Source organism: Bradyrhizobium sp. SZCCHNR1017 (assembly GCF_032381375.1).
GTDB lineage: Bacteria > Pseudomonadota > Alphaproteobacteria > Rhizobiales > Xanthobacteraceae > Bradyrhizobium.
Genome location: NZ_JAUHIR010000012.1, coordinates 172,080 through 187,462, shown reverse-complemented (window position 1 = coordinate 187,462; position 15,383 = coordinate 172,080). Strand labels below are relative to the sequence as shown.

Genomic DNA, 15,383 nt, shown 5'->3' with positions numbered 1-15,383 from the left:
GTCCGGATCTGGTCGATTTCGTTGAAAAAGTCAGCAGTTGCGACGCAGAGATATCGGTGATTCAGTCTGTCTAGTGGGCAGGACTGAAGGTCATGATGGGGCATCGGCAAGTCGAACAGGCTGCGTTGTTCTATGAGTTCTCGCTGGAAAGGCACATCCCAGCCGACCACCTCGTGCGGTCGATCGATAGGTTCGTCGACCTTGAGGACTTACGGCGGGAGCTGGCGCCGTTCTACAGCAACATCGGGCGGCCCTCGATCGATCCGGAGCTGATGATCAGGATGCTCTTGATCGGCTATTGCTTCGGCATCCGATCGGAACGGCGCCTCTGCGATGAAGTCCATCTCAATCTGGCATACCGCTGGTTTTGCCGGCTGGGTCTGGATGGAGCTGTCCCCGATCACTCGACGTTCTCGAAGAACAGGCACGGCCGCTTCCGTGAGAGCGATCTCTTCCGTCGCGTGTTCGAGACCGTCTTGCGCCGCTGCATCCGGGAGCGCCTGATCGGCGGCGAAGGGTTCGCAGTCGACGCGAGCCTGATCAAGGCGGATGCCAATCGGCAGAAGGGAATCGAAGGCGATAAGAGGCTTCCGCCGGAGGCTGCGGGTCGAGCGATCGACGAGTATCTTGCCGTTCTTGATGATGCCGCGTTCGGTGCCGCGACGGAGGTCACGCCCAAGTTTGTATCGCCCTCCGACCCGGCGGCGCGCTGGACGGGAGCGCACGGCGGCCAAGCCTTCTTCGCCTACTCGACGAACTATCTGGTCGACGTCGAGAATGCGATCATCGTCGATGTCGAAGCGACCACGGCGATCCGCCAGGCAGAAGTATTGGCCGCCAAGCGCATGATTGAGCGTTCAATCGAAAGGTTCGATCTTTATCCAAGCCGGCTTCTCGGCGACAGCGCCTATGGCTCCGCTGAGATGCTCGGGTGGCTGGTCTACGAGCACGGGATCGAGCCGCACGTGACCGTCTTCGACAAGTCGGCCCGCACCGACGGGACCTTCTCGCGTGAGGCCTTCACCTACGACCATACCAGGGACGTCTATCGCTGCCCCGCTGGCAAACCCCTCACCACTACAGGGACGCTGGTGAACAACGACACGACGGTCCTCTACCGTGCGAGCAAGCGCGATTGTCAAGCATGCTCTCTAAGAAGCAGGTGTTGCCCCAACACCCCGGCCCGAAAAGTGCCGCGCTCGATCTACGAGGGCGCTCGCGACATGGCACGCGAGATCGCAAGCTCATGGGAAGGCCGCACTTCACGCCGGCTCCGCAAGAAGATTGAGATGCTGTTCGCGCATCTCAAGCGCATCCTCAAGCTAGATCGGCTGCGACTAAGAGGGCCGAACGGCGCACGCGACGAGTTCACCCTCGCTGCAGCCGCTCAGAACCTTCGTAAGATGGCCAAGCTGATCCCGATGCCCGCGCTGACGCCCGCGTGAACCACAACGCGCCAATTCGTCCTCGAAACAGATGGCGTTCACGACGAAACTACTGTCGACTTTTTCAACGGAATCGGCCCTTCTCGGACTTTAGGCTCCGGCCGGCTGTCCAGTTCAGGCAGGTGCATCGGTTTTGGAAGGGTGGGCAGCGCCGTTGCATCGTCACCCGCGGCTGCAGCGGAGCAAGGCGCCGTTTGTCCACCCTGCGCGCCTTGCATCGTCCACGTCATTGCAAGGCGCCCTTGCGCCGACGTGTCCGCCGAAGCCGATCGGGCGTAGGCGGAAGCAATCCAGACTGTTGGTGCGGCCCCTGGATCGCGTCGCTTCGCTCGCGATGACGCCGGCTGCTGCGGTCGCGCGCCTTAAAGACCATGTGCGCGCAAAAACTAAATTTGTCAGTCCCATCAAACTGATTTGCCCTGTCCAGTCCCTCGCGCAAAAATTTTGATCTTCCATTTTTCCGAATTTCATGGTTGTCTACCGCCATCCCGCCTCGATCGAAGAGGGACGTTTCGCGGTCGTCACGAGCGTTGGAGGCGGGGAGCGGTGGCCTGTCGGCGCGCAGCGCGCTGAAATCGCGAGCGGACGAACGCGACCGGCAGGACGATGAAGTCGTATGGTCCTGGCGCCCCGATGCTGGCGCCAAGTTGGCGACGATGCCCAGCGCATCGCGCTGATGACGGTGGCTACAAGCCCGGACACCGGGGAGACTACGTATAAGTCGTAAGCCCATCGCGCAGGGAGGGCCGGGTGATCTCGGCTGAACCTGTGGTACCTGCCGCCTGCATTTTTTTGAGCAGGCGGGCCACGGGCGCGGCCAGCGCCCGGCCTTCCCTGCACCCTCCGATCGATTCGAGGGTGATCCGGACGCCAAGCTCGGACGTCATCCGTCGCGAGAAGGAAAGCGCATGCCCGATGCTGGTGAGAACAGAGCCGCAGATGCCGCCATCCGCGGCCCGTCCTCAGTTCTTGACGCCATAGTGGGCGAGGAACATGCCTACGGCGCTGGCGATGACCTTGTGAACGCGGTCGGGCGAGGGGGCCGGCTCGGCCTGGAAGATGAAGGGCAGGAACAGCGTGGCCTGGCACATCTGCTGGAATTGCGAGGCCGCCAGATGGCAGTCGTCGATGGCGAGCTCGCCGGCGTCGACACGGGCCTGCAGATAGGCCGCCAGCCGGCTGATCGTGCCGTTGAGCACGCACTCGTAGTAGCGGCGGCCGACGTCCGGCATCCGCTCGGCGATCGCCATTACGGTACGGATCGCCGATCCGCCGCCCGGCCGGCAGACCACCGCGATCCAGGCCTTGCCGAACTCGCTGAGCACGGTCGCGGCATCGCGATCCGGGTCGAAGCTGAAATTCGAGGCGCCCCGATGCACGCTCTCCTCTTCGACGATCGCCTCGAACAGGCGGAATTTGTCGGCGAAGTAGACGTACAGCGTGCCCTTGGAGACGCCGGCGACGCGCGCGATCTCGCCCATGCTGGCGCCGTCGAAGCCCATGTCCATGAACACCTTGCGGGCGCCCTCGAGGATTTGCCGACGCTTCGAGGAATCGTCGTCCGTCGTCGCCTGGGTGGTGTTTTGGTGCGGCTCAATCATTGGTTTAGGCTGTTCCCGAAGATTTGGCCGGTGCCAACGTCACAAAAGCATCTGCGCGGATATGTTGCGGTAGCGAAGATATAGATTGACCGAACGGTTCGGTCAATGGTAGAGATGAATTGACCGAACGGTTCGGTCGGGATTTTCGATTTTCGGGGCCTGAGCGGCCCCGCTGTCATGGGTGGAGTCTCTGATGGCCGCTGCGAGAGATCAGGCTGTGCGGGCGCGCCGTCCGGACGCTGAGGAAACGCTGGAACAGACGAGGTCTGGGCCGGTCCGGCCGCAGGCCAGCGACGCGGCACAGCGCAAGCCGGTTGATGCCAAGCCGGCTGACCCGAAGGCCGACGTCAGCACCGAGGCGCCGCTTGAACGGCCGGCGCCGGCCGGCGCTCCCACGGGCGCGAAGCCGCAAGCCGCGCCCGCCGCCGCTCCGAAATCCGGCAAACGCAAGCGCGTGCTGGCGGGCATCGGCGTACTGCTCGCGCTAGCCGCCGCCGGCTATGCCACGCACTATTATCTGGTCGGCCGCTTCATGGTCTCGACCGACGATTCCTACGTCCGCGCCAACAACACCATGCTGGGCGCGCGCGTCTCCGGGCACATCCAGGAGATCGTGCCGCGCGACAATTCGGTGGTTCGCAAGGGCGACGTGATTTTCCGCATCGACGACGGCGACTACAAGATCGCGGTCGACGCCGCCCGCACCAAGATTGCCACGCAGGAGGCGACGATCGCGCGCATCGGCCGCCAGGTCGCCGCGCAGCAGAGTGCCGCCGAGCAGGCGCAGGCCAATCTCACCTCATCCGAAGCCGCGATGAAGCGCGCCGGGCTCGACTATGAGCGCCAGCAGGCGCTGAGCAGCAAGGGTTTTGCCTCGCATGCGACCTTCGAGCAGTCGGAAGCCGCGCGCGACCAGGGCATGGCGGCGGTCCGCGCCGCCCGTGCCGCGTACGACGCCGCGCGCGACAATGTCGAGGTGACGAAGGCGCAGCAGGTCGAGGCCCAGGCGCAGCTCGCCGAGCTGAAGACATCGCTTGCCAAGGCCGAGCGCGATCTCGAATTCGCCACCGTGCGCGCGCCGGTCGACGGCACCTTCTCCAACCGTCTCGTCAACACCGGCGACTTCGTCGCGGTCGGCCAGCGGCTCGGCAACGTCGTGCCGCTCGACGACGTCTTCATCGACGCGAACTTCAAGGAAACCCAGCTCAGGCGCATCCGTCCGGGCCAGCCGGTCACGATCAAGGTCGACGCCTATGGCGCGCGCGGCTTCAAGGGCGTGGTCGACAGCATCTCGCCGGCCTCGGGCTCGGTGTTCACCCTGCTGCCGCCGGACAACGCCACCGGGAACTTCACCAAGATCGTGCAGCGCCTGCCCGTGCGCATCCGCGTGCCGAAGGAGGTTGCGCGGCAGAACCTGCTGCGCGCCGGCATGTCGGTCTACGTCACCGTCGACACCACCGACGGCGCCAAGGATGCCGACAGCGACGGAGATCTCGACGCGCCGGCGACGGTGCAGGGGAAGTAGCGAGGTGATCTAACTGACGCGATTGCATTCGCTGTTGCGTCATCGGAAGTCAGCTCCCTCCCCCCTTGCGGGGGAGGGTTGGGGTGGGGGGTCTCCGGGCGAGACCGCCGTTGGGGACCTCCACCCCCGACCCCTCCCCGCCTAGCGAAGCTCCGCTTCGCGCGGGGGGAGGGGAGCGCACCTGTGACGCGGCGCGGTCATTGACTCCAGCGGACTCATTAGAACATGGCTACCGCAACGACAGCCGACCCCACTATGAGCGCACCGGCCGCGCCGTCGGACCGCATCGCGCCGCGGCGGCTGATCGCGTTCCTGATCATGGTGTTCGGCATGTTCATGGCGATCCTGGACATCCAGATCGTCTCGGCGTCGCTGAGCGAGATCCAGGCCGGACTGTCGGCGAGCTCCAGCGAAGTGTCGTGGGTGCAGACGGCCTATCTGATCGCCGAGGTGATCGCGATTCCCTTGTCCGGCTTCCTGTCGCGCGCGCTCGGCACGCGGCTGTTGTTCGCGATTTCGGCGGCCGGCTTCACCATTTCGAGCTTCCTGTGCGGCTTCGCCTCGTCGATCGAGCAGATGATCGTGTGGCGCGCGCTGCAGGGCTTCCTCGGCGCCGGCATGATCCCGACCGTGTTCGCCTCGGCCTACACGGTGTTCCCGCGCACCAAATTCCACATCGTCGGTCCGATCATCGGCCTGGTCGCGACGCTGGCGCCGACGGTGGGTCCCACGGTCGGCGGCTACATCACCGACGCGATGTCGTGGCACTGGCTGTTCTTCGTCAACATCGTGCCGGGCATCATCATCACGACAGGCGTGCTGGCGCTGGTGGATTTCGACGAGCCGCATTTCGAGCTGCTCGACCGCTTCGACTGGTGGGGCTTGCTGTTCATGGCCGGCTTCCTCGGCTCGCTCGAATACGTGCTGGAGGAGGGGCCGCAATATGAATGGCTGCAGGACACCTCGGTCGCGATCTTCGCCGCGGTCTGCGCCGTCTCGGCGGTGTGCTTCTTCTGGCGGGTGCTGACGGCCGACGAGCCGATCGTCGACCTCTTCGCTTTCGGCAACCGCAACTTCGCGGTCGGATGCCTCCTGCAATTCTGCATCGGCATCGGCCTCTACGGCCTGACCTACATCTATCCGCGCTATCTCGCCGAAGTCCGCGGCTACAGCGCCCTGATGATCGGCGAGACGATGTTCGTCTCGGGCGTCACCATGTTCCTGATGGCGCCGGTGGTCGGCCGCCTGATGCTGAAGATCGACATGCGCCTGATGATCGCGTTCGGCCTCGTGATCTTCGCGATCGGCTCCTACCAGATGACCGGCATCACCCGCGACTACGACTTCTGGGAGCTTTTCCTGCCGCAGGTGCTGCGCGGCGTCGGCATGATGTTCGCGATGGTGCCGACCAACAACATCGCGCTCGGCACCCTGGCGCCGGATCGGGTCAAGAATGCATCCGGCCTGTTCAACCTGATGCGCAATCTCGGCGGCGCCGTCGGCCTTGCCGTGATCAACCAGGTGCTGAACGACCGCACCGACCTGCACATTTCCCGCCTGCACGAGCGCGTCAACTGGGGCAATGCCACCGCGGTCGAGACCCTCAACATGCTGCAGCAGAAGCTGCAGGGCATGGGCGACTCGGCGCTGATGGCGATGAAGCAGCTGTCGCAGATCGTGCATCGCCAGGCCGTCGTGATGGGCTATGGCGATGCGTTCTTCATGCTGACCTGCTTCTACATCGCGCTCAGCTTCATGGTGATGCTGCTCAACAAGCCGAGCTCGCCGATGGCGGGCGGCGGCGACGCGCACTGAGACGAGGACGTCGGGCGGGGTGGTGATAACGACGCGGTGAGCTGGATGGCTTACGTGATGTACGCGGGTTGCCAAATCATACCGCCGCGGTTATAAGGCGGGAATTGTCGCTCGAACCGGGGAGATTTGCATGACTGAATCGCATCTGCAGATCGCATGCACCCGATCGATGCCTGTCTTGGTGTTCGGCCGCTCGCTTTGAGCGCCACCGTCTTCTTCCCACAGCCTGATTAGTCATTCGCAGACCGCGCCTGCCGCGTCCGTCTGCCTCATTTGGAGCCGGCCTGGCGCGACGAGCGCGGCCGGATGATGCCATGACCGTCGACGTCTCCGGCCTGAAGGCCGACAAGCGTCCCGCCGCCATCCGCGTCGTGATGCCGTTCGTGTTCCGCCACTGGCTGAAGCAGCCGCGCATGACGCTCGGCATTGCGTGCGCGCTGCTGGGCGCCACCGCTGCCGATCTGTTCATGCCGCTGTTCTCTGGCCGGCTGGTCGATGCGCTCACTCTGGGCCCAGGTAATGCCGATGCACGGCACAGCGCCCTGGTGGCGTTCGCCGCCATCGTAGCCCTCGGCTTCGCCTCGATCGTGCTGCGATTGTCGGGCCTGCAGCTGATCGTGCCGTTCACCCTGCGCATCATGTCCGACGTGGCGCGCGACGCCTTCGTGCGCGTGCAGCGCTTCTCGACCGACTGGCACGCCAACAGCTTCGCCGGCTCCACGGTGCGCAAGATCACCCGGGGCATGTGGGCGCTCGACCTCTATAACGACACCATCCTGCTGGCGCTGCTGCCGTCGCTCTCGGTGCTGCTGGGCTCGATGGTGCTGCTCGGCCTGCACTGGGGCGCGCTGGGCGGCGTGATCGCCGTCGGCGCGGTGCTGTACGTCGCGATGACCGTCGCGTTCTCGACCCGCTACATCGCCCCGGCCGCACGGATCTCCAACGCCTGGGACACCAAGGTCGGCGGCACGCTGGCGGACGCGCTGAGCTGCAATGCGGTGGTCAAGTCGTTCGGGGCGGAAGCCCGCGAGGACGGCCGGCTGATGCGCGTCGTCAGCCGTTGGAGCCGTCGCGTCAACCGAACCTGGCTGCGCTACAACACGACGGCGGCCGTGCAGCTCGGCGTGCTGCTGTGCCTGCGCTCCTCGGTGATCGGCGGCGCCGTGCTGCTGTGGATGGCGGGCAAGGCCTCGCCAGGCGACGTCACCTATGTGCTGACGAGCTACTACGTCATCCATGCGTATCTGCGTGACGTCGGCATGCACATCAACAACCTGCAGCGCGCGGTCAACGACATGGACGAGCTGGTGGCGATCCACAGCGAGCCGATCGGCATCATCGATGCCAAGGACGCCAGGCCGATCGCGGTGACCGGTGGGCACATCGTGTTCGATGCGGTGACGTTCCACTATGGCGGCCATCGCACCCCGCTGTATGACCGGCTCTCGGTGGACATCCGGCCGGGCGAGCGGATCGGCCTCGTCGGGCGCTCCGGCTCCGGCAAGACGACCTTCGTCAAGCTGGTGCAGCGGCTCTACGACGTTGGCGGCGGCCGCATCCTCATCGACGGGCAGGACATAGCGCATGCCACGCAGGACTCGCTGCGCAGCCAGATCGCGATCGTGCAGCAGGAGCCGATCCTGTTCCACCGCTCGCTGGCCGAGAACATCGCCTATGGCCGTCCCGGCGCCAGCCAGGCCGAGATCGAGCAGGCGGCGCGGCTCGCCAACGCGCATGAGTTCATCACGCGCCTGCCCAAGGGCTACGGCACGCTGGTCGGCGAGCGCGGCGTCAAGCTGTCGGGCGGCGAGCGGCAGCGGGTCGCGCTGGCGCGGGCGTTCCTGGCGGACGCGCGGGTGCTGATCCTGGACGAGGCGACCTCGAGCCTCGATTCGGAATCCGAGGCGCTGATCCAGGAGGCGATGGAGCGGCTGATGAAGGGCAGGACGGCGATCGTGATCGCGCATCGGCTGGCGACCGTGCGCAGCCTCGATCGCATCCTGGTGTTCGACCGCGGCCGTATCGTCGAGCAGGGCAGCCACGCCACGCTGGTTGGCAGACCCGGCGGACTCTATCGCAGCCTGTTCGAGCGCCAGGCCACCGAGTTCGGCCAGCTCTCGGCCGCCGGTTGACAAAAATGGTGAGGGGCCCGGCGCTGCTGCGCCGAGCCCCTCATGAACATATCAGCCGGCCTGTAAGCCGGGTTCTGTAGGGCACCGTGATGCTTGCGCATGACGATACGTGACGGCCATTCCTCTGGGATCGCGCTTGCGCGCGACCTCGGGCAACCTACCCGGACGGCGAGCCTGACATCGCTCCCGCGGACGTCATCGCCTTGGCATCATCTGCCTTGGCGATTGTCTCCGCGTGGCCGTCCCTATTCGGTTTTGCTCCCGGTGGGGTTTACCATGCCGGTTCCGTTGCCGGCCCCGCGGTGCGCTCTTACCGCACCTTTTCACCCTTACTCGCCTCCCTCGCGGGAGGAAGCGGTTCGTTCTCTGTGGCACTATCCCTGGGGTCGCCCCCGCCGGACGTTATCCGGCACCGCATGTCGATGGAGCCCGGACTTTCCTCCCCGGCGGCCTTTCGGCGCCTGCCGGAGCGGCCGTCCGGCCGACTGACGCAGCTTGAATGGGGCTTCCCGGCCATCAGGTCAAGCCATCGCTGCGCCGGCAAAAATATTATCCTGGGCGTGTCGTTTCGTGAGCGCGCCATTCGACTGGATGTCGGCGATCCGGCCGAAACAAGGGAGCAAGTTCGATGCAATATCTGTTGATGATCTACCAGAACGAAGTCGACTACGCGAAGATGGAGAAGGAGGCCGAGGGCAAGATGCTGGCGGAGTACCAGACCTTCACCCAGTCGATCATCTCGAGCGGCAATTACAAGGGCGGCGACCGGCTGCAGCCGACCACGACGTCGACGACGGTGCGGGTGCGCGACGGCAAGATCCTCACCACGGACGGTCCGTTCGCCGAGACCCGCGAGCAGCTCGGCGGCTATTACATGATCGAGGCCAAGAATCTCGACGAGGCGATCGGGATTGCCGCGCGGATTCCCGGCGCCCGTTTCGGCTCGATCGAGGTGCGGCCGGTCTGGCAATATAATCATTGAGGCCGGTGCGCTCGCGGCCGAGAAGGGTCACCGATGACGCTTGATGCGATCGACAAGGTGTTCCGCGATGAGGCCGGCCGCGCACTCGCGACCTTGATCCGGCTCGTCGGTGACTTCGATCTGGCCGAGGACGTGCTGCAGGATGCGTTCGCTGCGGCGCTGCTCAAATGGCGGGGGTCCGACGCTCCCGCCAACCCGCGGGCGTGGCTGGTCAATGTCGCCCGCAACAAGGCGATCGACCGGATCCGGCGGCGGAGCAATTTTCGCGGCAAGGAGGCGGAGATCGTTCACGCCATCGAGCGCGATGCCGCCAACGACGATGCCGACGCGCCGGGCGATCTCGACGACGACATGCTGCGGCTGATCTTCACCTGCTGCCATCCGTCGTTCGCGCCGGAGGTCCAGGTGGCGCTGACGCTGCGCACGGTCTGCGGCCTCACCACCGCCGAGGTCGCCCGCGCACTTGTCACCGGCGAGGAGGCGATGGCGCAGCGCCTGGTGCGCGCCAAGCAGAAGATCCGCCTCGCCGGCATTCCCTACGAGGTGCCGGGACGCGATGCGCTCGAGGAGCGGCTGCGCGGTGTCCTGACCGTGATCTATCTGGTGTTCACCGAGGGCTATCTCGCGACCTCAGGCACCGAGCTGATTCGTGAGGATCTCGCGCGCGAGGCGATCCGGCTGTGTCGCCTGCTGCTTGGCTTGATGCCGGAGGCGCGCGACATCAAGGGCCTGCTCGCGTTGATGCTGCTGCACGATGCGCGGCGCGCCGGCCGTACCAATGCGGCGGGCGACATCGTCCTGCTGGAGGAGCAGGACCGCTCGCTGTGGAATCGTGAGCAGATCGCCGAAGGGCTTGGGCTGGTCGAACAGGCCCTGGGCATGAAGGGGCTCCCGCAGCCCTATACGGTCCAGGCAGCGATTGCCGCGCTTCATGCTCAGGCCTCCAGCTACGCTGAAACGGATTGGCGGCAGATCGTGGGGCTCTACGAGGTTCTGCTGCGGATCGCGCCATCGCCTGTGATCGAGCTCAATCATGCGGCCGCTGTCTCGATGGTCGACGGCCCGGCGCGGGCGCTGGCACTGGTCGATGCGCTGGCCGCGCGCGGCGGATTGAAGCAGTACGATCTGCTGCCGGCGGTGCGGGCAGACCTTCTGCGGCGGCTCGGTCGGCGCGACGAGGCGCGCGCTGCTTACCGCGAGGCGAGCGCAGCCACGCAGCTCGCGCCGCTCAAGCGTCTCTATGCACGGCGGCTCGGCGAGCTCGACGTGGAGGCCTGACGTGTCAGACGCGCGGCGCCTGATCCTCGGCCGGCAGGCTCGTCAGCAGCGCATGCAACGTCCACAAGGTCGAGCGGTCGGCGATGCCGTCGATCTTTTCGGGGCGGAAGTGCCGCTGGAACGCGGTGACGACATCCATGGTGATGCCGTCGAATTTACCCGTGATCGGCACGCCATAGCCGTATTTGGCGAGCGCCTTCTGCAAGCCCTTGACGTCGTCGCCGATGCTGCCGAGCTTTAGCGTCTCGCCCTTGGTGATCGCCGCCGGCTGCACCCAGTGGCCCACGCCCGAATTCGCCAGCGAATGCCACGGGAATTTCTCACCCGGATCCTTCTTGCGCGCGGGTGCCACGTCGGAATGCCCGAGCACGCGATGCGCCGGGACATTGCGGCGGAGCATGATGCCCCGGCACAGCGCGATGACCGCCGCGATCTGCCGCGGTGGGAAATCCGGATAGCCCCAATCGTGGCCGCGATTGACGATCTCTATGCCGATCGAGCAGGAATTGATGTCCTCCTCGCCGTCCCATGACGAGAGACCCGCGTGCCAAGCGCGCAAGGCCTCCGGCACGCACTGGACGATGCGTCCGTCCTCGAGCACGACGTAATGCGCGGAGACCTCGCTGCCGGCGGTGCACAGCTTGGTGATTGCCCCTTCGACATCCGGCATGCCGGTGTAATGAAGAATGATCATGTCCGGCTGGCGCCCACCCTTGCGCTCGCCGAAATTGGCCGACGGGATCACGTCGGAGACAACCGACGAGTCCGGCGTGAAGACCGGCAGGTTGGAAACGCCTTTGGGGATCTGCAGCGCACGAGGACGCTTCGATTCCGGCTTGTCGGAGGGACTTGGCATGAACGACTCGAAGCGGACGGCGGCGGCGGCTCAAACCGGATATGGGCAGGCACTACTCTTTTACATGACCCAGCCGCAATCGAAATCGCATGCGAGCCCTCGCTATTGAGCGGACCGTTGTATCGCGATCGCCGGTCCGCCGAACGGCACGGCGGCGAGCAGGACGAAACGTCTACCGGGCAGCTCCGCCTCGCGGTCCAAGTGCCCAACATCCGCCACAGACCATCAACGGTTTGTTAACGCTAAACGCCGTTACTGAGTGGTGAAGAGCCAAGCCGGCTTTCGGGACGGCAAGCCGCCACGATGCAAGGTCCTGCACGGCAGATCACGATCGAAAGCGGTTCCGGGGCGCTCCGGCGCCGCGCGATCGCTGTCGGATCGAGGATCTCGACATGGCCGGATCGTGCTGCTGATGTCGTGACGGCGCGACGGATGACGGAGCGTCCCGGGAGATGGCTTGGCGAATTGACGGGGCGCGAGGATCGAGGGCGCGATGGGCTCGCTGCCAACCAAAGTCAGTCTGAAGCAACGGCGCGCGTGCGGAGCGGCCGGGTGAGCACGGCTGACCAGCGGCACATCCCGGTGCTCGGCCCCGAAGCGGTCGAGATGCTGGCGCCACGCGGCGGCGGAACCTACGTCGATGCGACCTTTGGTGCCGGTGGCTATACGCGCCTGATCCTGGCAACGGCGGGAACACACGTCATCGGGATCGATCGCGACAGCACCGCAATCGCCGGCGGCGCAGGTCTCCTCGCCGAAGCGGGCGGTCGCCTGACACTGGTCGAGAACCGTTTCTCGGCATTGGCCGACATCTGTGCATCGCGAGGCCTTGCGCATGTCGATGGCATCGTGATGGATGTCGGCGTCTCCTCGATGCAGCTCGACTCCGCCGCGCGCGGCTTCTCGTTCAGGTTCGACGGCCCGCTCGACATGCGGATGGGCGGCACGGGACCGACGGCCGCCGATGTCGTCGCCAACGCTGCCGAGCGCGCTCTGGCCGACGTCATCTACATCTTTGGCGAAGAGCGGCACTCCCGCGCCGTGGCGCGGGCCATCGTCGCCGCGCGCAAGGAACAGCCGATCACGACGACGCGGCAACTCGCCGACATCGTCGCGCGCGTGGTGAGATCCAAGCCTGGCGACATCCATCCGGCGACGCGCACGTTCCAGGCGCTGCGGATTCTCGTCAACGAGGAGCTGGACGAGCTCGAACAGGCGCTGTCGGCAGCGGAGCGCGTGCTGGCGCCGGGCGGCCGGCTGGCGGTCGTCTCGTTCCATTCGCTCGAGGACCGCATCGTCAAGACGTTCCTCGCCGAGCGCAGCAGGACCGGCGGCGGCTCGCGCCATCTGCCCGAGATCGCGCAGGAGGCACCGAGCTTCCAGTTGCTCAACCGCAAGCCGGTCGTGGCCGCGGAGGCTGAGACCGAAGCCAATCCGCGGGCGCGGTCCGCCAAGCTGCGCGGTGCCGAGCGCACGGCGGCGCCGGCGCACGCTTCGGCATCCTCGTCGCCCTGGCCGCGGCTGGCCGATGTCCTGCGAGGAGGGTGACCGATGCGCCTCCTGCATCTCGTCGTGATCTGCTCGCTGATCTTCGCGGCGGCCTATGTCTATCGCATCAAGATGGACTCCACGGCGCGGGTCGAGCGCGTGCTGCAATTGCGCGCCGAGATCCGCGAGCAGCGCGAGGCCATCGCAGTGTTGCGCGCGGAATGGGCCAAGCTCGACGCGCCGCTGCGGCTGCAAGGGCTGGTCGAGCGGCATCTGCCGCTGAAGCCGCTCAACGCCACACAATACGACAGCCTGAAGAATCTGCCGGAGCGGCCGCCGCGATTTGCGCGACCGGACAATCCGGATCCGATCGGATCGATGATCGATGCGATCGACGCGATCAACGAAGAGCCCCCCGTGACCGGGTCGGTGCGTCGCCCGGAGGATCAGCAATGACCGATCAGCTTCGGCCCGACGTCAAGCCGCAGGAACCCTGGCGGCAACGTCTGGTGCGCACGCTGCTGTATGGGCGCGATGTCGATCGGACTGCCAAGGCGCGCGCGCGAGTCGGCCTCGCGATCATTGCCTTTGCTGCCGTCTACGCGGTCATCGGCGGCCGCCTCGTGATGTTCGCGATCGGCTCGGATGGTCCGAGCGCGCGGCGCGCCGCGCAGCAGGACGCCATCGCCACCGCGCGCCCCGATATCGTCGACCGCAATGGCGCCGTTCTCGCCACCGACGTGAAGACGCCGAGCCTGTTCGCCGAGCCGCGTCGTCTCATCGACAAGGACGAGGCAATCGAGCTTCTGACGGCGACCTTGCCGGATCTCGATACGGGCGAGGTCCGCGACCGACTGTTGTCGCGCAAGGGTTTCGTCTGGTTGAAGCGCGAGATGACGCCGAAGCAGCAGCAGGACATTCATCGCCTCGGCCTGCCGGGCATCGGCTTCCTGCGCGAGAACAAGCGCGTCTATCCGACCGGAAACGAGGTGGCCCATCTGATCGGCCTGGTGAACATCGACAACCAGGGCATCGCCGGCATGGAGAAGTGGCTCGACAATCAGGGCCTTGCCGACCTGCATCGCGCGGGCTTCGCCACCGATCGCCTGCAGCGCCCAATCGAGCTCTCGGTCGATCTGCGCGTCGAGCACGCGCTGCGCGACGAACTGCTCAAGGCCAAGGACAAGTTCAAGGCCAAGGCAGCTTCCGGTCTCGTCGTCAATGTCAGGACAGGCGAGATCATCGCCATGGTGTCGCTGCCGGATTTCGATCCCAACAACCCGAAGGAAGCGCACGATCCCGACCGGATCAACCGCCTGACCACGGGCGTGTACGAGATGGGCTCGACCTTCAAGGCGTTCACCCTGGCAATGGCGCTCGACACCGGCAAATATGATCTCAATTCGCTGTGGGATGCACGCGGGCCGCTGCACTACGGCAAGTTCGCGATTCATGACGACGAGCCGAAGGGCCGCTTCCTCAACATGAAGGAAGTGTTCTACTTCTCGTCCAACGTCGGCGCCGCCAGGATCGCGTTGACGCAGGGCGTGGAAGCGCACAAGGCGTTCCTGCGCAAGATGGGCCAGTTCGACCGGTTGCGCACCGAGCTGCCTGAGAGCGCCTCGCCGATCCTGCCCAAGCGCTGGGGCGAATTGAACACGGTCACGATCGCGTTCGGTCACGGCATGGCGGTGGCGCCGCTGCAGGGCGTGATGGGCGTCAGTGCGCTGGTCAATGGCGGCTATCTGATCCCGCCGACTTTCATGAAGCGCACCGAGGCAGAGGCGATGCAGGTCGCCAAGCGCGTGATCAAGCCGGAGACCTCTGAGAAGATGCGGTATCTGATGCGTCTGAACGCCGAGGTCGGTACCGCGCGCAAGGCCGACGTGAAGGGCTACTACATCGGCGGCAAGACCGGCACCGCCGAGAAGGTGATCAACGGCCGCTACGCCAAGAAGAAGGTGCTGACCCTCTTCACCGCCGTGATCCCGGCGGACAAGCCAAAATACCAGCTCCTGATCATGCTGGACGAGCCGCAGCCGTTGAAGGAAACCTATGGCTTCATCACCTCGGGCTGGAACGCGGTGCCGACCGCTGGCAACGTGATCTCCCGGATCGGGCCGCTGCTGGGAATTGAGCCCCGTTTCGACCTCCCGCCGTCCGACCGCCAAATTCTTGCGGCATCGCGGCTGACACAGTAAGCCGTCGTCGAATCGCAGGCTTTGGAGCTGCCGCCATCCCGGGCGGGGCCAGGACTGGCA

11 protein-coding genes and 1 other RNA gene are annotated in these 15,383 nt (G+C 65.6%); 9 read left to right on the top strand and 3 right to left on the bottom strand.

Annotated elements, in window-relative coordinates:
• The first annotated feature begins 92 nt into the window (after positions 1 to 92).
• A complete protein-coding gene (locus QW863_RS26500; protein WP_315729403.1) occupies positions 93 to 1,445 on the top strand; it encodes an IS1182 family transposase in 1,353 nt (450 codons plus the stop codon).
• Positions 1,446 to 2,407: 962 nt separating this feature from the next.
• Here the strand turns inward: QW863_RS26500 and QW863_RS26495 are convergent.
• Positions 2,408 to 3,046 carry a TetR/AcrR family transcriptional regulator gene (locus QW863_RS26495; RefSeq protein WP_315769184.1) on the bottom strand — a complete coding sequence of 213 codons (639 nt, stop codon included), beginning with the start codon at positions 3,044 to 3,046 and terminating at the stop codon, positions 2,408 to 2,410.
• Positions 3,047 to 3,239: 193 nt separating this feature from the next.
• Here QW863_RS26495 and QW863_RS26490 point away from each other — a divergent pair, with 193 nt between their 5' ends.
• The 3 genes from QW863_RS26490 (at position 3,240) to QW863_RS26480 (ending at position 8,518) form a co-directional block, all read left to right on the top strand.
• Positions 3,240 to 4,571, top strand: coding sequence for an HlyD family secretion protein (locus QW863_RS26490; protein ID WP_315769182.1), 1,332 nt, complete (start codon positions 3,240 to 3,242; stop codon positions 4,569 to 4,571).
• 225 nt (positions 4,572 to 4,796) lie between these two features.
• Entirely contained in the window at positions 4,797 to 6,386 is a 1,590-nt protein-coding gene (locus QW863_RS26485; protein WP_315769180.1) for a DHA2 family efflux MFS transporter permease subunit, read from the top strand.
• Between the two features lie 314 nt (positions 6,387 to 6,700).
• Complete coding sequence (locus tag QW863_RS26480; protein WP_315769178.1) at positions 6,701 to 8,518, top strand: ABC transporter ATP-binding protein; 1,818 nt, start codon at positions 6,701 to 6,703, stop codon at positions 8,516 to 8,518.
• 47 nt (positions 8,519 to 8,565) lie between these two features.
• On the opposite strand, the gene rnpB is transcribed toward QW863_RS26480, so the two are convergent.
• An RNA gene (gene rnpB, locus QW863_RS26475) (RNase P RNA component class A) lies at positions 8,566 to 9,007 on the bottom strand.
• Positions 9,008 to 9,146: 139 nt separating this feature from the next.
• Between rnpB and QW863_RS26470 the strand changes: the two genes are divergently transcribed.
• The gene (locus tag QW863_RS26470) at positions 9,147 to 9,500 is read left to right on the top strand and encodes a YciI family protein (protein ID WP_315713448.1); all 354 of its coding nucleotides are present in this window, start codon (positions 9,147 to 9,149) and stop codon (positions 9,498 to 9,500) included.
• 33 nt (positions 9,501 to 9,533) lie between these two features.
• On the top strand, positions 9,534 to 10,778 hold the full coding sequence (locus tag QW863_RS26465; RefSeq protein ID WP_315769176.1) for an RNA polymerase sigma factor: 1,245 nt from the start codon (positions 9,534 to 9,536) through the stop codon (positions 10,776 to 10,778).
• Positions 10,779 to 10,782: 4 nt separating this feature from the next.
• On the opposite strand, the gene QW863_RS26460 is transcribed toward QW863_RS26465, so the two are convergent.
• Positions 10,783 to 11,634: an N-acetylmuramoyl-L-alanine amidase gene (locus tag QW863_RS26460; protein ID WP_315769174.1), complete on the bottom strand. Its 852-nt coding sequence runs from the start codon at positions 11,632 to 11,634 to the stop codon at positions 10,783 to 10,785.
• Between the two features lie 552 nt (positions 11,635 to 12,186).
• Here QW863_RS26460 and rsmH point away from each other — a divergent pair.
• The 3 genes from rsmH to QW863_RS26445 are packed head-to-tail and all read left to right on the top strand — an operon-like array spanning position 12,187 to position 15,323.
• On the top strand, positions 12,187 to 13,182 hold the full coding sequence (gene rsmH / locus QW863_RS26455) for a 16S rRNA (cytosine(1402)-N(4))-methyltransferase RsmH (protein ID WP_315769172.1): 996 nt from the start codon (positions 12,187 to 12,189) through the stop codon (positions 13,180 to 13,182).
• A gap of 3 nt (positions 13,183 to 13,185) precedes the next feature.
• Positions 13,186 to 13,578 (top strand): hypothetical protein, encoded by a 393-nt coding sequence (locus tag QW863_RS26450; RefSeq protein WP_315713444.1) that lies wholly within the window; start codon positions 13,186 to 13,188, stop codon positions 13,576 to 13,578.
• Positions 13,575 to 15,323: a penicillin-binding protein 2 gene (locus QW863_RS26445; RefSeq protein ID WP_315752422.1), complete on the top strand. Its 1,749-nt coding sequence runs from the start codon at positions 13,575 to 13,577 to the stop codon at positions 15,321 to 15,323. Before QW863_RS26450 ends, QW863_RS26445 begins: the two co-directional genes overlap by 4 nt.
• The last annotated feature ends 60 nt before the right edge of the window (positions 15,324 to 15,383 follow it).